General features: G+C 59.4%; 14 protein-coding genes. 10 read left to right on the top strand and 4 right to left on the bottom strand.

The window, feature by feature from the left end; genetic code table 11:
- Positions 1 to 32 precede the first annotated feature (32 nt).
- Positions 33 to 875, top strand: a complete 843-nt coding sequence (locus AC1RN6_RS15515) for a 2-keto-4-pentenoate hydratase (RefSeq protein ID WP_493006333.1) — start codon at positions 33 to 35, stop codon at positions 873 to 875.
- An 86-nt stretch (positions 876 to 961) separates the two neighbouring features.
- Positions 962 to 1,423 (top strand): YaiI/YqxD family protein, encoded by a 462-nt coding sequence (locus tag AC1RN6_RS15510; protein WP_493006331.1) that lies wholly within the window; start codon positions 962 to 964, stop codon positions 1,421 to 1,423.
- Positions 1,424 to 1,443: 20 nt separating this feature from the next.
- Here the strand turns inward: AC1RN6_RS15510 and AC1RN6_RS15505 are convergent, their stop codons facing one another.
- The 3 genes from AC1RN6_RS15505 to AC1RN6_RS15495 all read right to left on the bottom strand — a co-directional run bounded on the left by AC1RN6_RS15505 (position 1,444) and on the right by AC1RN6_RS15495 (position 6,306).
- Entirely contained in the window at positions 1,444 to 2,556 is a 1,113-nt protein-coding gene (locus AC1RN6_RS15505; RefSeq protein ID WP_493006330.1) for a branched-chain amino acid ABC transporter substrate-binding protein, read from the bottom strand.
- A gap of 294 nt (positions 2,557 to 2,850) precedes the next feature.
- Entirely contained in the window at positions 2,851 to 3,303 is a 453-nt protein-coding gene (locus AC1RN6_RS15500; RefSeq protein WP_493006329.1) for a DUF2147 domain-containing protein, read from the bottom strand.
- A gap of 192 nt (positions 3,304 to 3,495) precedes the next feature.
- Entirely contained in the window at positions 3,496 to 6,306 is a 2,811-nt protein-coding gene (locus tag AC1RN6_RS15495; protein WP_493006328.1) for a valine--tRNA ligase, read from the bottom strand.
- A gap of 287 nt (positions 6,307 to 6,593) precedes the next feature.
- Between AC1RN6_RS15495 and AC1RN6_RS15490 the strand changes: the two genes are divergently transcribed.
- From AC1RN6_RS15490 to AC1RN6_RS15480, 3 genes are read left to right on the top strand one after another with little or no spacing between them, the layout of a single operon-like run.
- A complete protein-coding gene (locus AC1RN6_RS15490) occupies positions 6,594 to 8,210 on the top strand; it encodes a CHASE2 domain-containing protein (protein WP_493006327.1) in 1,617 nt (538 codons plus the stop codon).
- Between the two features lie 20 nt (positions 8,211 to 8,230).
- The gene (locus AC1RN6_RS15485; protein WP_493006326.1) at positions 8,231 to 8,596 is read left to right on the top strand and encodes a hypothetical protein; all 366 of its coding nucleotides are present in this window, start codon (positions 8,231 to 8,233) and stop codon (positions 8,594 to 8,596) included.
- Positions 8,597 to 8,628: 32 nt separating this feature from the next.
- Positions 8,629 to 10,170, top strand: coding sequence for a M48 family metalloprotease (locus AC1RN6_RS15480; RefSeq protein WP_493006325.1), 1,542 nt, complete (start codon positions 8,629 to 8,631; stop codon positions 10,168 to 10,170).
- A 54-nt stretch (positions 10,171 to 10,224) separates the two neighbouring features.
- Here the strand turns inward: AC1RN6_RS15480 and AC1RN6_RS15475 are convergent, their stop codons facing one another.
- Complete coding sequence (locus AC1RN6_RS15475) at positions 10,225 to 11,127, bottom strand: LysR substrate-binding domain-containing protein (RefSeq protein WP_493006324.1); 903 nt, start codon at positions 11,125 to 11,127, stop codon at positions 10,225 to 10,227.
- Positions 11,128 to 11,424: 297 nt separating this feature from the next.
- On the opposite strand from AC1RN6_RS15475, the gene AC1RN6_RS15470 reads away from it, so the two are divergent.
- The 5 genes from AC1RN6_RS15470 (at position 11,425) to AC1RN6_RS15450 (ending at position 17,042) form a co-directional block, all read left to right on the top strand.
- Complete coding sequence (locus AC1RN6_RS15470) at positions 11,425 to 12,174, top strand: SDR family NAD(P)-dependent oxidoreductase (RefSeq protein ID WP_493006323.1); 750 nt, start codon at positions 11,425 to 11,427, stop codon at positions 12,172 to 12,174.
- Positions 12,175 to 12,183: 9 nt separating this feature from the next.
- Positions 12,184 to 13,023, top strand: coding sequence for a transketolase (locus AC1RN6_RS15465; RefSeq protein ID WP_493006322.1), 840 nt, complete (start codon positions 12,184 to 12,186; stop codon positions 13,021 to 13,023).
- A 20-nt stretch (positions 13,024 to 13,043) separates the two neighbouring features.
- On the top strand, positions 13,044 to 14,063 hold the full coding sequence (locus AC1RN6_RS15460) for a transketolase family protein (protein WP_493006456.1): 1,020 nt from the start codon (positions 13,044 to 13,046) through the stop codon (positions 14,061 to 14,063).
- Between the two features lie 76 nt (positions 14,064 to 14,139).
- The gene (locus tag AC1RN6_RS15455) at positions 14,140 to 15,180 is read left to right on the top strand and encodes a TRAP transporter substrate-binding protein (RefSeq protein WP_493006321.1); all 1,041 of its coding nucleotides are present in this window, start codon (positions 14,140 to 14,142) and stop codon (positions 15,178 to 15,180) included.
- A complete protein-coding gene (locus tag AC1RN6_RS15450) occupies positions 15,177 to 17,042 on the top strand; it encodes a TRAP transporter large permease (protein WP_493006320.1) in 1,866 nt (621 codons plus the stop codon). Before AC1RN6_RS15455 ends, AC1RN6_RS15450 begins: the two co-directional genes overlap by 4 nt.
- Positions 17,043 to 17,057: the final 15 nt, after the last annotated feature.

Below are 17,057 nucleotides of genomic sequence, written 5' to 3'. Positions count from 1 at the left end.
AGCTATTCACTATCTTTCTGTGCGAGCCTCTCATGCTTATGTCGAGCCAAGCCAGTCGGTACGCGCATCAACTCCTCGATGCACGCGCAAACGCATGTCTACTGCCGCTTCTGTCCTCTTCCGAACCGCTGTCCGTTGACGACGCTTACGACATTGCCCGCCGTATCCTCGATATTCGCGTAGCACAAGGCGACCAGCCCATCGGCCGCAAGATTGGTTTTACCGTTCACAAGACCTGGGACAAATACGGCGTGACGGACGACGTGCGCATCCCGATCTGGGCGCATATTTACGACAGCACGGTTCGTTATGCTGACGACAATCACGGCAAGCAATGCCTGGTCGGTGCGCTGCAACCGCGCATCGAACCCGAAATCGTCTTCAAGCTGGGCCAGGCGCCGTCGCCCGACGCCACCATCGACGAACTGGCCGAATGCATCGAATGGATGGCGCATGGCTTTGAAATCGTCGCCTGTCCTTTCGCCAACTGGGAGTTCACCGTCGCCGACGCGATCGCCGCCTTCGGCCTGCACGGCACGCTCATCATCGGTGAGCCGCATGTCTTGTCGTCCTCCACCCGTCACAATCTGGCGCACATCCTTGCCGGCGCCAGCGTCTCGCTGTCGAGCAGTACCGACAGCACCGGCACGTTGCGGGCCGCAGGTTTTTTCAACGACGAAGCCGACAGTCCGTTGCACGCCCTGTGGCATCTGCATCAGTTGCTGAAGACGCAACCGCAGTTTGCACCGCTGGCGGCAGGGGAAATCATCACCACCGGCACCTGGACCGACGCCTATCCGATCGAGGCCGGGCAAACCTGGATCACGGCCTTCTCCGGTGTTGCCTTGCCGGGACTGACGGTGTCGTTTGTCTGATACCTGCGCCTTCGCTTCATGCAGTAATTCTCATCGGACCCGTTGCGGTCCGATGTTTTTTCGAGAGCCGAGTCTGAGAGCCGACTATGCAAATCTGGGTTGATGCCGATGCCTGTCCGGGCGTCATCAAGGACATGTTGTTCCGTCTTGCCGAGCGCACGCACATCCAGGTCACGCTGGTGGCCAATAAACTCCTGCGCGTGCCGCCGTCGCGCTTTATCAAAGCGGTCGTCGTGCCTGCCGGCTTCGATGTCGCCGACAAGGAGATCGTCAGGCTGACGCAACCGGGCGATCTGATCATCACCGCCGACATTCCGCTGGCCGCAGAAGCCATCGCCAAGGGCGGCGCGGTGCTCAATCCGCGTGGCGAAATGTATTCGGCCGACAATATCCAGCAGCATCTGACCATGCGCAATTTCATGGAAGAGCTGCGCAGCAGCGGTGTAGAAACCGGCGGTCCGGCCGCCTTCAGTCAAAGCGACGGTCGGGCTTTCGCGCGCCAACTCGACAGCTACGTCGCCAAGCATAAGCCTGCGCCTACGCTGTAACCCGCAATTCCACCTGCTGTTCACTTGGCCGTGAAGACGCGCAGCGGCACCCACTTTTGCTGCTCCAACTCGTATAAGGTGTAAGCAGGCTTGAGCAGCGCGCCGTTGGCGTCAAAGGAAATGGCGCCCGTGATGCCGCTGTATTTTATTTCGTGCAGCGCATCGACAATTCTGCTGCGATCCAGTGAGTTGGCCTTTTTCGTGGCAGCGACCAGCAAGTGCACGCTGTCATAGGCGTATGCCGCAAACGGCAGCATCTCCGTATTGAATCTCTCCGCGTATTTCTTTTGCAGTGCCGCCATGCCGGGACGTTTTTCCATCGGCGTGCTGGGGACGATAGCCATCAGGTTGACGTTGATCTTCTCGGCATTGCGCAGGAAGCTGTCGGTCACGACGCTGCCGGTAATCAGCAACTTTGCCGACAGGTTGAAACGTTGCAGGTTGCGCGCCAGAACGTCGCTCTGAATCACGCGTCCGCTGAAAAAAATCAGATCCGGTTTGAGCTGCTGGGCCATTTGCAACGGCGCGTTGAAGTCGGACGTCTTACCGTTGACCGATGTCCGGTACACGATGTCGCCGCCGGCTGCTTTCACGTGATTTGACAGATAATCCGCCATGCTGGCGCCGAGGTAAGCGCCGTCGTCCAGAACGAAGACGCGCTTGAGTTGCTGTTCCCTGACCAGATAATCGGCCGCAGCTGCCAGTCCGGCATCATCGCTGCCAAGGATCTGGAAAGCGGTCCTGTAGGATTTCTGTGTGAAGCCGCGGCTCCACGAGGCCGGAGAGATTTGCGCCAGACCGGCTTCGTTGTATATGGGGGCTGCGATGACGGTGGCGTTACTGGTCCAGTGGCCGATGACGCCGATGACTTTACTATTGGTGAAATAGCGCGCGATGTATTCGGTAATGCGCGGATCGGCCTTGTCGTCCTGCTCGACGAGTTCGAAAAATACCGTTTGGCCGTTGATGCGCGGAGCCGTCTTGTTGGCTTCTTCGATGGCGAGAATTGCTGCGTTGCGTCCGCTCTTCGCATTGATTTCACCCAGCGGCCCGGCAAAGCCGATAGGCACGATTTTTACCGATTGATCGGCGGCACACGTTTCGGAGAGCGGTGTTGCGAATATCGCCGCCATGCAAAGTGCGAGCGCGAAGCGTCGCGAAGAAAAGCCATGCCACCTTTGCCACATACGCCCTCCGACCTGAAAGCCATACGTTTTGCGAAATGGGATGGCAGGGCGTCGCGATGCTCCCGACGAACCTGAAAAGAGCCGGTCCGGTCCCATGGAAAAGCACAATTGTTTATATCATTTCTCGCGACAGTGAAGTTAATTATAAAACAAGGAAACGGCCGCGCCGGACAAAAATATCGCGCAAAAACAAAAGCGGCCGAAGCCGCCTTGTCGCCCGGAAATATGAACGCCGCAGATCTATTCTTCGCGCACCCATGTCTGCGTGCGGCCCAGCATCGGCATACCGATATAGCCGCGCACATTGAGCTTCTTGCCGTCCTCGATCACAGTCAGCTTGCTCTTGTATAACTTGCCGTTGGCCGGGTCCAGGATCTGACCGCCGTTGTATTCCTCGCCGTCTTTTTTCAGGCCGGAGAGGATGGTCATGCCGACGATCGGCTGGTCTTTCAATGCACCTTCGCATTTCACGCACTTGGGATTCTGATCTTCTTCCGCCGGCCGGAACAGCTTCTCGATCTTGCCGGTCAACTCGCCGCCGCTCTCGGTGATGCGGATCAGCGCCTTGGGTTGGCCGGTGGCGTCGTCGATGTTTTTCCACAGGCCTACCGGCGAGCCGTCGGCCCAGGCGGTTGCGGTAGTCAGTGCGCTCAGGGCCAGCAGGGCGCTGCTCAGGATGATGCGAGTTTTCATGATGTCTCCGTCCAGGGTTGAATTTAATAAAAGCACGGTTGTTCTAATTTTACTCAGCTAGTGTAGACAAGCTCGGCGTGTCCGGCAAGGATTAAAACGGAGATGCTCCTGTGATGTTGTCGATGCAGAGCGGCAATAAAAAAGCTGCCGTCCTTTACGGAACGGCAGCTTTGCGGAGGGAGCGGGCGCTGCTTATTTCAGCTTGGCCAGTTGCTCTTCCAGTTTTGCCAGCGTCGCCGTGAAATTGGCCAGGCGCTCTTTCTCTTGCGCCACGACCGCTTCCGGCGCGCGGGCGACGAAGCTCTCGTTGGACAGTTTAGCGTTGGCCTTGACGATCTCGCCGCTGATGCGGGTGATCTCCTTGGTCATGCGTTCGCGTTCGGCGGCGATGTCGACTTCCACCTTCAGCATCAGCTTCAGATCGCCGACGATGGCGACCGGCGCGGGCGACTCCGGCAGTTGCGTTACGACTTGCGTTTCGCTCAGCTTCACCAGCGATTGCAGATACGGCAGGAAGGAATTCACCGCTTCCGCATTGGCAGTCTCAATGATCAGCGGCACGCGCAGCGCCGGCGACAATTGCATCTCGCCGCGCAGATTGCGGCAGGCATCGGTCAGCGTCTTCAGTTGCGTCATCCACGCTTCCGCTTCGGCGTCGATCTTTTCCAGATCGGCTTGCGGATACGGCTGGCGCATGATCGAATCGCCGGCCGGATCGAGCTTCTTGTCGGTCAGCGGCGCAACGCTTTGCCACAGCGCTTCGGTGACGAACGGCAGCACCGGATGCGCCAGGCGCAGCACCGCTTCCAGCACGCGCAGCAAAGTACGGCGGGTGGCGCGCTGTTGTGCGTCGTTGCCGGTCTGCACTTGCACCTTGGCGACTTCCAGATACCAGTCGCAGTATTCATCCCAGACAAATTTGTAGATGGCCGACGCGATGTTGTCGAAGCGGTAATCGGCGAAACCCTTTTCGACTTCCGCCTCGGCGCGCTGCAGCAGCGACACGATCCAGCGGTCGGCTTGCGAGAACTGCAGTTTTTCCTTGTTGCATTCGCCTTTGACGTGACCGTCGAAACCGCAGTCCTGGCCTTCGGTATTCATCAGCACGAAGCGCGTGGCGTTCCACAGCTTGTTGCAGAAGTTGCGATAGCCTTCGCAGCGGCCGAGGTCGAAGTTGATGTTGCGGCCCAGCGTCGCGAGCGAGGCGAAGGTGAAGCGCAGTGCGTCGGTGCCGAAGGCCGGAATGCCGTCCGCAAACTCCTTGCGGGTCGCCTTTTCGATGCTGGCGGCTTGCTTCGGATTCATCAGGCCGACGGTACGCTTGGCGACCAGTTCATCCACGCCGATGCCGTCGATCAGGTCGATAGGGTCAAGTGTGTTGCCCTTGGACTTCGACATCTTCTGACCGCTGGCGTCGCGCACCAGACCATGCACATAGACCGTATTGAACGGCACCTGGCCGGTGAAGTGCGTGGTCATCATGACCATGCGCGCCACCCAGAAGAAGATGATGTCGAAGCCGGTCACCAGCACCGACGACGGCAGGAACAGTTTGTAGTCCGGCGTGACTTCCGGCCAACCCAGCGTCGAGAACGGCACCAGCGCCGACGAGAACCACGTATCCAGCACGTCGTTGTCGCGCGTCACAGTCTTGCCGCCGGCTTGTGTCTTGGCTTCTTCCTCGGTGCGGGCAACGTAGACCTTACCGTCTTCGTCGTACCATGCCGGGATCTGATGGCCCCACCACAGCTGGCGCGAAATACACCAGTCCTGGATGTTGTTGAGCCACTGGTTGTAGGTGTTGCTCCAGTTTTCCGGAATCAGCTTGATCTCGCCGTTGGCGACTTTCTCCAGCGCCACTTCGGCGATCGACTTGCCGGGGAAGTAGGTGCCTTCCGGCGCCGGCTTGCTCATGGCGACGAACCATTGGTCGGTCAGCATCGGTTCGATCACGACGCCGGTGCGGTCGCCGCGCGGCACCATCAGCTTGTGCGGCTTGACCAGTTCCAGCAGGCCTTGCGCGTCGAGGTCGGCAACCATCTGCTTGCGCGCTTCAAAGCGATCCAGGCCCTGGTATTTGGCCGGGCCGTTTTCATTGATCTTGGCGTCCAGCGTCAGGATGCTGATTTTTTCCAGGTTGTGACGCGCGCCCACGGCGTAATCGTTGAAGTCATGCGCGGGCGTGATCTTGACGCAGCCGGTGCCGAATTCCTTGTCGACGTATTCATCCTTGATGATCGGAATTTCGCGGTCGGTCAGCGGCAGCTTGAGCATCTTGCCGACCAGGTGGGCATAGCGCTCGTCGGTCGGATCGACCGCCACGGCGACGTCGCCCAGCAATGTTTCCGGACGCGTCGTCGCCACCGTGATGTGGCCGCTGCCGTCCACCAGCGGATAGCGGATATGCCACATCGAACCGTCTTCTTCCTCCGACACCACTTCGAGGTCGGAGACAGCCGTGCCGAGCACCGGATCCCAGTTCACCAGGCGCTTGCCGCGATAGATCAGGCCTTGCTCGAACAGGCGCACGAAGACTTCCGTGACGGCGTTCGACATCTTCGGATCCATCGTGAAGTACTCGCGGTCCCAGTCGGTCGAGGCGCCCATGCGGCGCATTTGACCGGTGATGGTGGAGCCGGATTTTTCTTTCCACTCCCACACCTTCTCGACGAACTTCTCGCGGCCGAGGTCATGGCGCGAAATTTTCTGTGCGTCGAGCTGGCGTTCGACCACGATCTGGGTGGCGATGCCGGCGTGATCGGTGCCCGGGATCCAGGCGGTGTTGAAACCGCGCATGCGATGGTAGCGGGTCAGGCCGTCCATGATGGTCTGGTTGAATGCATGGCCCATGTGCAGCGTGCCGGTCACATTCGGCGGCGGCAGCTGGATGCTGAACGACGGCTTTTCAGGCGCGGTGGTGGCGGCGAAATACCCGCGCTTTTCCCACTCCTCGCGCCAGAATTTTTCGATATCGGCAGGCTCGAACGACTTGGCTAATTCCATGATTTGACGTGTGTTTTTGCGAAACCGTCCATTATAAAGGAGGCATGCCCACAGCGGTTAAAAGCAACCTACCGGAGCGCACGTGACGATTTGCATCACTGCCCTTCAAAATAAGGCCGAACGGGCGAGAAAGTACTTGCGATCAACGTTGTCCAAATGCAAAAATGGCCTTGATCCGGGGGAAGGTATTCGTACCTGCCGAATATAAAAATAATCTGATTCAAGCATATGCAATCGACAGGCAGGGCAGCATTGCCACTCTGTGGCGAGCTGCGGGGAATGCTGATATGAAGCCCCGCAAACCAAGACGTAACGTTGCAAAAAAGGCAATATCGCCGGGAGTGCTTTTCAGGCGTACTGCATTGGAAAGCGCGACCGCGTTGTGCATCGGCATTCTGCTGGCATTCCTCTGGCCAAAAATCGTCGGCGAGGAATTTTCGACCAGAAGCAATGCGCGTATCTACGCTCCATTTACGGGAAAGCTGTACGACGCTGCCGCGCGCGAGCATACGAGCGTTGTTCTGATCGACAATGCCGCGCTCAGCGATGCAGGAGAGGCTTGGCCGCCTCACTATTCTTACCACGCGCGTCTGCTTAAAGCGCTGGCGCGCTATCGTCCGCGCGCAGTATTCCTCGACATCTATTTTGCTCAGGTACGCGATGACGCCACCATTGCACTGCTGACAAAGAGTCTCTGTGCGCTGCAAGAGCAGGGAACGCGGGTCTTCCTCGGCGTATCGCCGGACGCTACCGGTAACGCACTGCTGCGTCCTGAGCTGGAGAGCCTTGCCGGGCGCTGTTTCCAGAAAGTCGCCTTGCAGTACACGCCAGACAGTCTGGATCGCCTGGCCTGGGCCTATCCATTGGAAAACGAAGAAGAAAAAGACTCTCACGAAGAAGCGCTGCCCAGCGCTGCACTGGCGATTTATCGCGAGGCTTTCGGACGACAGTTGCATGTCGAAGACAATGAACTGGCGCTGACTTGGGGTTTGCATCCAGCCATCTACGGCCTGCGCTGGCTCGCTGCGGAAGACAAAGAGAGCAAGGAAAGCAAGCCGGGACAACAGGAGAACGGCAACCGTCTGTACTGCCGGCAGGATTTCGGTGTGCTTGAGCTGGCGCCGGCCATTGTCAAGAACTGGCAGCATCATGACGCCGAGAAGCCGGTGTGCGTGTATCACGAGACGCTGTATGCGAGCGACCTCGCCTCCAGCTCCGAAGAAGAGGAAGCAGTTCTGAAACGCTTACTCGAAGACCGCGTAGTCATGGTAGGGGCCGCACTCTCCGGCGGTGGAGACCGCGTACTCTCACCCTTGCATGGCCGGATTCCAGGCGTCTATCTGCACGCCATGGCGCTTGATAACCTGCTGACCTTCGGGCATCGCTATCCTCGCGATATCCATTTGGAATGGAGTACAAGTTCAAGTCATCTGAAGCTCTATCTCTTTCTTTGTGTGAGCCTGCTGTGTGGATTGGTTCTTCCCAAGGCCTTCCACGCAATCTGGACGGACTCTCGTCCAACGCGCTGGCATCGGCGTCTCGATCATCTGCACGAACGCTGGCATCGCTGGTGGCGACCGACAACGGATTGGTTGTTCGGCTCCGAGTCGAAACCGAAAGAAAAGAAAACCTGGGTCACCCTTAAACAACCGCACTCAAGGATGGAAAAATGCGTGCACCTTTTGCAGGGACTCGCGCAGACGGTATCTGAATTGCTCTGGATTATTCTGAAGCTGGCAATGGCGATGGCAGTCGTTTGCCTATTTGTCGCAATAGGGCAGTACTGTTTTTCCATCGGCTTGATGTCGACCGTCGACATCGTGTTCTTCACCTTTGCTGCGGAATGGTTTGAACTGAATGAAAAGTTGCTGAAGAAGCTGGGAATGAAAGAGTCTGAAGATTAACCAGGAACTAGGGGAAAAGCATGAAAAAAAACACCATAGCCGCAGCGCGCATCAAAGCGTCTGTCTTGAGCCTGATGCTGTTGGCTTGCGCCACCGCCGTGTCTGCACAAAGCCTCGGCAGCGTCGTCGCCGCGAAACAGAATCCCTTGCCGGTGTATGCCAATCCGGATGCAGTTGCGCCGGCTGCTACGGTCGCCGCCAGCAATCTTCCCTGGCCCATCAAGGAGTCAAAGAACGATTTCTTCAAAGTGAGCGTCGGCGGCAAGGACGTCTGGGTCGATGCCATGGACGTGCGCGCCGACCGTCAGTCGGTGCATCGCTGCAGCGCCATGCCGGGAGCAAAAGATACCGCGGGAAGTCCGGGTGCAGCAGGCAAGAACTGCTGATCGAAAACAGAATATTTTCAGGGGATGGGGAAATGAAGCACAGGTACCAATTGCTTGCCGGCGGCGCATTGTTATGCGCGCTGGCGGGATGCCAGACTGTTCAGGATGTAAAAGAAAAACTGCCGTCCCTGTCCCTGACAGGACCCAGCGTCGAGAAAGTCGGCGATCTGCCCAAGGTCGAGACGCCGAAATGGGATGACGCAGTGGAGGACGTCAATGACAACCGGGCCGCGGGCTATGGATTGGTGAACATGCCCGCCATGGAGGCCTATCTGAACCAGCTGTACGTCAAGATCAAGCAAACCGCCGAGGTACCAGACTGGCCGGGCAAGGTTTATATTTCATCCGATTCCACGCTCAATGCGCATTCCACCGGCGCCGGCAATATCTTCGTCAATATCGCCGTGCTGCAATCCTTCGAATCGGAAGATGAGATCTTTGCGCTGCTGTCGCATGAGTTTGCGCACGTCTACCTGGGGCATCAGACTGCCTACAATGCCCGCATGCTGACGGACACGGCGACCTTGCTGGCCATCGCGGCAAAGACCGCAGCGAAAGAAGTCAACCTGAACGGCTGGGGCAGCCAGGACAACATCGCGCTGTTGGGCATGGCCGCCAACAGCGTACTGCTGCCGGCCTGGCAGCGCTCGGTCGAAGAACAGGCCGATCGCCTGGGCGCCACCATCAGTTTGCGCAATGGCTACTCCTATGCTTCCGGATTCAAGGCATTTCTTGAACGACTGGCGGATGTCGAACAAGACGTCGCGAAGAAAAGCCAGGCGCAGCTGCAGATCAAGCGTTCAGCGGCCATCCAGGGACGCAAGACGGATGTCGACAAGGCCGTGGGCGAGGTCGGCGATTCGATCAATGACAAGATCTCCGCACTGATCGGTTCGGCGACGCAGAATCATGACGATGCAGTATTTCGCGAAGATGCCTTGAGTCAGCAAGTCACGCCGCTGCTTCCGCGCCCGCGGCCACAGCCGCGTGTTGCTCCCTGGCGCAATGCGTTGAAGGAAAAATACACCGCCGAAGTGCTGGCGCACTATGCGCTGTTTCCTCGCATCGAACAGATGACGGCGACGAACAAGCATCGTGATGCGCTCCGGCTGGCGCGCACGGCGGCAAGCGGCGCGACTGCAGGTGATGGCATGGCGGTATCGTATCTGTATGACGTGATGCAGAAAAATGGCATCAGCCGGGCAGAGCAGATGAAGGTGCTGATGCGCAATCAGGACTGGCCGCAACGTTCATGGGCGGTGCAGGTGATCATCGCCAATATCATCGCAGCCACCGATAAAACCAAGGGCAAGGCCTTCATCGAACAGCAATACGCGTATTTCGGACAGGCGCAGCGCGCCATGCCGGATGTAATTAGTTTCTACGTTGCGCAGGACGACAAGGGGACGGCCGAACGCATGGCACTGGCGTGTACAGTATCGAATCCCCGCTTCCGCGCCATTTGTCTGGACCGCTCCAAAACCGAGGCGCAGCGCCAGACTGACAAGATGCAGAGCGATGCACGGGCCAAGACCATCGCAAATCAGATTGGCGACAAGATTAAAGTCAAGTAAGGCATCGAGGGACGAACGAGAATGAAATGAATAAAGGCGCGAGAAATTGCGCCTTTATTCATTTCGCTGGCGCGGTGCCGAGACCGCATGCAGCAGCCAGCGCTTGAAGCGCTCTACCTTGGTCCATTTCCCATGCGTGGCCGGATACACCAGATGGTGCGCGTGTACGCGAATGCCTTTGCGATCCGGAAACACCGGCACCAGCCGCCCCTCCGTGAGCGCCGCATTCGCCAGCCAGGCGCTGTCCAGCGCCACCCCCAGACCCTGGATCGCCGCTTCGATTGCCAGATAGGCGCGGTCGAAGCTGAGCGCGTATTGGCTCGGAGCGAGCTGGATGCCGTTGGCGGCGAACCATTGCGGCCATTGCACCAGATTCACTTCCGAAAAAATCAATCCCTGCTGTAGCAAGTCTTGCGGCGTGCGCAGCTTCAGCCGCTCGGCCAGCGTCGGACTGATCATGGGCATCACTTCTTCCGTGGCAATCGTCTCGACATGCAGGTCGGCCCAGCGCGCCGCTCCATAGCGGATGTCCAGATCAATCTCTCCCTGTGAAAAATCCGAATGCATGTACGACGCCGACAGGCGAATGCGGATGTCGGGGTGTTCCTGCATGAAATGCGGTAGTCGCGGCATCAGCCACAGACTGGCGAAACTCGGTGAGGCATGTACGCGCAGCACCTCGATGCCGTCGTCGGCACGGGCGTTCTGCGCGGCGCTGGCAATCAGCGCCAATGCGCCGGCAAGGCTTTGCTGATAGCGCTCGCCGGCCGGTGTGAGGGCAACGCCGCGCGAGGTGCGGTGGAACAATTTCAGCGCGACGAAATTCTCCAGGTTGGTGATCTGATGGCTGATGGCAGAAGGCGTCAGGTTGAGTTCTTCGGCGGCCTTGCTGATGTTGCCCAGACGAGCGACGACTTCAAAGGCGATCACCGATTTGAGTGGCGGCAGATGATGCATGGCGTGTCTCCCTGCAGGATTTCTTGCTTGTTCTTGTTATGAAAATTATTCAAAGCATGTTGAGGGATTCTAGCTTGCCGGCCTATGGGGTGGGTGAAATACTGCATTCGTCGTCAGGGCCCGTTGTGAATAAATCTAAGCCCGATTACCAGACAAACAAAGAGCCTCTGACAAAACGCCGGTGGCAAGGCGCGCCGGTGCAGACAGTACGAAAGTACCTTGGTTAAGCTGAACCGGGAGAAGCAACGCCGCCAGCGGTGTTTTGTCAGAGGCTCTAAATCCATCAAGGAGACAACCGTGTTACTCAAAGACAAAGTCGCCGTCATCACCGGCGCTGCTTCCGCTCGCGGTATCGGCAAGGCCGTGGCCCGCCTGTTCGCCGCACATGGCGGCCGCGTCGCCATTCTCGATCTGGATGAAGCTGCCGCCGTCGCCGCTGCCAAGGATATCGGCGCCGGCCACATCGGACTGGCCTGCAACGTTACCGTCAAGGACGATTGCGAACGCGCCGCCAGGGAAATCCTGCAGCGTCTCGGCCAGGTCGACATCCTGGTCAACAACGCCGGCATCACGCAGCCCTTGAAGATCATGGACATCCAGCCGGAAAACTACGAAGCCGTCACCGACGTTTCGCTGCGCGGCACGCTTTACATGAGCCAGGCGCTGATCCCGCACATGCGCAGCCGCCGCAGCGGTTCCATCGTCTGCCTGTCGTCGGTGTCGGCGCAGCGCGGCGGCGGCATCTTCGGCGGCCCGCATTACTCCGCTGCCAAAGCCGGCGTGCTCGGGCTGGCGCGCGCCATGGCGCGTGAGCTGGGGCCGGACAACATCCGCGTCAATTCGCTCACGCCCGGCCTGATCCAGACCGACATCACCGCCGGCAAGCTGACCGATGAGATGAAGGTCGACATCCTCAAAGGCATTCCGCTCAACCGTCTCGGTGTTGCCGATGACGTTGCCAACAGCTGCCTCTTCCTCGCCAGCGATCTGTCGTCCTACCTGACCGGCGTCACGCTGGACGTCAACGGCGGCATGCTGATTCATTAAGGAGTTGCGATGACTACCATGGAACAAAATTTCACCCTCGCCGAGCGCGCCTATCGCATCCGCAAGAAAGCGCTGCGCATGGGCGAGGTCCAGGGGCAGGGCTATATCGCCCAGGCGCTGGGCATCTCCGACGTACTGGCAGTGGCTTACTTTCGCGCGCTGCGTTACAAGCCGGACGATCCGCATTGGGAAGAGCGCGACCGTTTTCTGCTGTCGATCGGCCACTACGCGATTGCCCTGTATTCGGTGCTGATTGAAGCCGGCGTGCTGCCGGAAGAAGAACTGGAAACCTACGGCGGCGACGACAGCCGTCTGCCGATGTCGGGCATGGCGGCCTATACGCCCGGCATGGAAATCACCGGCGGCTCGCTCGGGCAGGGACTGACTGTTGCAGTCGGCATGTCGCTCGGCCTCAAGCGCAAGAAATCTTCATCCTTCGTCTACAACCTGCTGTCGGACGGCGAGCTCGATGAAGGCGCGACCTGGGAAGCCGCCATGTCCGCCGCGCACTGGAAGCTCGGTAACCTGATCGCCATCGTCGACGTCAATAACCAGCAAGCCGACGGCCCGTCCAGGAGCGTACTTAACTTCGAACCGCTGGCCGATAAGTGGCAGGCCTTCGGCTGGTATGTACAGCGTGTCGACGGCAACAATCTCAAGGAAGTGGTCGCGGCATTCGACCGCGCGCGCGTGCTGGCGGAAGACAAGCCGCGCGTGATCATCTGCGACACCAAGATGTGCAAGGGCGTGCCTTTCCTCGAAGGGCGCGAAAAGAATCACTTTATCCGTGTCGATCCTGAAGAATGGCAACTCGCGCTCGATACGCTTTATGTCGGGAGCGAAGCATGAATCAGCTAAAAGAAAAGCAGATGGACGCAAAGACTGGCGTAAAGAATGAGGCACCGGCCAAACCACGTCTGACCACCTCGGCGATGATAGCCTCGCTGGCGGCCGAGGGGCAGGCAACGCGCCCGGCACCGTTCGGTCATGCGCTGGCGGAGCTGGCTAATGTGCGCACCGACATCGTCGGCATGACCGCCGATCTGGCCAAGTACACCGACCTGCACATTTTCGCCAAGGAGCATCCGGAGCGCTTCTACGAAATGGGCATGGCCGAACAGTTGCTTATGGGCGCCGCCGCCGGCATGGCGCGCGAAGGCATGGTGCCGTTCGCGACGACCTACGCCGTGTTTGCTTCACGCCGTGCCTACGACTTCATCTGCATGGCGATTGCCGAGGAAAGCCTCAACGTCAAGATCGTCGCCGCCTTGCCGGGATTGACCACCGGTTACGGACCGAGTCATCAGGCGACCGATGATCTTGCGATTTTCCGCGCCATGCCCAATCTGACCATCGTCGATCCCTGCGATGCGCTCGACATCGAACAGGCCGTGCCGCAGATCGCCGACCATCAGGGGCCGGTCTACATGCGCCTGTTGCGCGGCAACGTGCCGGCCGTGCTGGACGAATACAACTACAACTTCGAACTGGGCAAGGCCAAGATGATCCGCGACGGCCGCGACGTGCTGATCATTTCCACCGGCCTGATGACCATGCGCGCACTGGAAGCGGCCAAGCTGCTGCAGCAGGACAGCGTCGACGTCGGCGTGCTGCACGTACCGACCATCAAGCCGCTCGATGAAGACACCATCCGCAAAGAAGCGGCGCGCAGCGGCCGCATGGTCATCGTCGCCGAAAATCACTCCGTTGTCGGCGGTCTCGGCGAGGCAGTAGCCGGTGTACTGATGCGCGCCAACATGCGGCCGCCGGCATTCCGCCAGATCGGCTTGCCGGATGCCTTCCTCGACGCCGGCGCCTTGCCGACCTTGCATGACCGCTACGGTATTTCCGCTGCGGTGATGTCGGCCAACATCAAGTCGTGGCTGTAAGCGCTGCGCACTAGAAAAGGAAACCAGACAGGAAGCCGCATGCAATAACAAGTAAAACCACATCAAGGAGACAGACATGACCAAGGACGCACTCACGCAGAGCGGGATTACCCGCCGCAAGCTTTTGACTTACGGCGCCGCCGGCGCAGCCCTGCCGATGTCGGCGTGGATCACCAGATACGCTCACGCCGCCGAATTCAACTACAAATTCGCCACCGGCCAGGACCCGACGCATCCGGTCAACAAGCGCGCGCAAGACGCCATCAACCGTATCAAGGAAGCCACTGGCGGCCGTGTCGACATCAAGCTCTTTCCGGCCAACCAGCTTGGCTCGGATACCGACCTGCTGGCGCAGGTGCGCAACGGTGGCGTCGAATTTTTCAACATCGCCGCTTCCATCCTGGCGACGCTGGTGCCGGCGGCCGGCATCGTCAACACCGGCTTCGCCTTCTCCAGCTACGATGAAGTGTGGAAGGCGATGGATGGCGATCTCGGCAAGTACATCTTCAGCCAGATCGACAAGGTCGGCGTCATGAGCATGTCGCGCAGCTGGAACAACGGCTTTCGCCAGATCACGTCGGGCGTCAAACCGATCCGCACGCCGGACGACTTGCGGGGCATGAAGTTGCGCGTGCCGGCTGCGCCTATTCTGACTTCGCTGTTTCAGTCGCTGGGTGCGGGACCGACGCCGATCAATTTCAACGAGGTGTATTCCTCTCTGCAAACCAAGCTGGTCGAAGGGCAGGAAAATCCTCTGCCCATCATCGCCACCGCGCGCCTGTACGAAGTGCAGAAATATTGCAGCATGACCAGCCACGTGTGGGATGCGTATCTGGTGCTGGGCAACAAGCGCGCCTTCCAGAAATTGCCGGCGGATGTGCAGGCCATCGTGCTGCGTGAATTCGACAAGGCGGCGCTGGATCAGCGTGCCGATATCGCCAAACTCAACGACTCGCTGCGTCAGGAGCTGACCGGAAAAGGCCTGCAATTCATCGACGTCGACAAGAACGCCTTCCGCGATGCCTTGCGCAAGACCACGTTCTACAAGGACTGGAAAGCCAAGTTCGGCGAGCAGGGCTGGCATCTGCTGCAGCAATATTCCGGAGAGCTGGCATGATGGCCGCCGGCCATCACATCGAGACCATGCCGGGGCCCAGTCTGGGTTTGACGCACCTGGACCGGGCGCTGGGCTTGCTCATCGAGATTCCGGCCGCCATCGCCGTAGTGGCGGAAGTGGCGATTTTGCTGACCAGCGTGTTCTCGCGCTTCGTGCTGCATCAGCCGCTGGTGTGGGCGGATGAACTGGCGTCGACCGTGTTCCTGTGGCTGGCGATGTTCGGCGCGGCGGTCGCCTTGCGGCGCGGCGAACACATGCGCATGACGGCGCTGATCGGCAAATTGTCGCCGGCCTGGCGTGCGCGTATTGAAGCGATTGCAGTCGGCACGCCTTGCCTGTTCATCGGCATGCTGCTGCTGCCCGCAATCGAATACGCACAGAACGAATGGGTGGTGGAAACGCCTGCGCTGGGTTTGCCCGGTACCGTGCGCGAAGCGGCGCTGGCAGTCGGTTGCGTGCTGATGCTGTGCGTGTCCGGCCTGCGTCTGGCGCGCCACGGCTGGCGCGATCTGGGATTCGTGGCGCTGGTGTTGGCGGCGATTGCGGCGGCCTTGTATCTGGGCGGCAGCCAGCTGCAGTCCATGGGCAACTGGAACCTGGCCTTCTTCTTCATCCTGCTGCTGGGTGCGGGCGTGCTGGCCGGCGTGCCGATCGCGTTCTGTTTCGGGCTGGTCACGATTGCTTATTTGTTGTGCACCACGTCAACGCCGCTGGAGGTTGTACCTGGCCGCGTCAACGAAGGCATGAGTTCGCTGATCCTGCTGGCAGTGCCGCTGTTCATCCTGCTAGGACAACTGATTGAAATGACGCAGATGGCCAAGGCCATGGTGGCTTTTCTCGCCTCGCTGCTGGGACATGTGCGCGGCGGTTTGTCTTACGTGTTGCTGGGCGCAATCATGCTGGTGTCGGGTATTTCCGGCGCCAAGACGGCCGACATGGCGGCGGTGGCGCCGGTGCTGTTTCCCGAGATGAAGAAGCGCGGCATGGAAGAGGGGGAACTGGTGTCCTTGCTGGCCGCATCCGGCGCAATGGCGGAGACGATTCCGCCCTCTCTGGTGCTGATCACCATCGGTTCGGTCACCGGCGTGTCGATTGCGGCATTGTTCACTGGCGGCTTGTTGCCGGGCATCGTGCTGGCGGTTGCGCTGGCGGTCCTTGCGCGTCAACGCATCTCGGAGAGCAATCTCAAGGACGTCAAGCGCGCATCGCTGCAAGTCGTATTGCGTACTTTCGTTGTGGCGCTGCCGGCGCTGGCGATTCCTGTGCTGATCCGCACGGCAGTGGTGGAAGGCGTGGCGACGGCGACCGAAGTATCGACCATCGGCATCGCCTACACGATCGTGGTCGGCATCCTTGTCTATCGCCGCTTCGACGTGAAGCGCCTGTATCCGATGCTGGTCGAAACTGCTTCGCTGTCGGGTGCGATCTTGTTCATCATCGGCACTGCGACTTGCATGGCATGGGCGCTGACGCAGTCGGGCTTCTCGCACGACCTGGCGCACATCATGTCGCTGATGCCGGGTGGACGCTGGGGTTTCCTGCTGATTTCCATCGTCACCTTCATCGTGCTGGGCAGCGTGCTGGAAGGGATTCCAGCGATGGTGCTGTTCGGGCCGCTGCTGTTTCCGATCGCCAGGCAACTGGGCGTGCATGAGGTGCATTACGCGATGGTGGTGATCCTGGCAATGGGCATCGGCCTGTTCGCGCCGCCGTTCGGATTGGGCTATTACAGCGCCTGCACCATCGGCCGTGTGAGCCCCGATGCCGGCATGCGCAAGATCTGGCCCTATCTCGGCGCGCTGCTTGCCGGGCTGCTGATTGTTGCTGCGGTGCCATGGATCTCTATAGGATTTCTCTCATGACAACTAGTCGAAATT

Source organism: Herbaspirillum sp. GW822-FHT03A08, from assembly GCF_058801885.1.
Note: the sequence above shows the minus strand (reverse complement) of the source record. Positions and strands in the feature narration are given on the sequence as shown.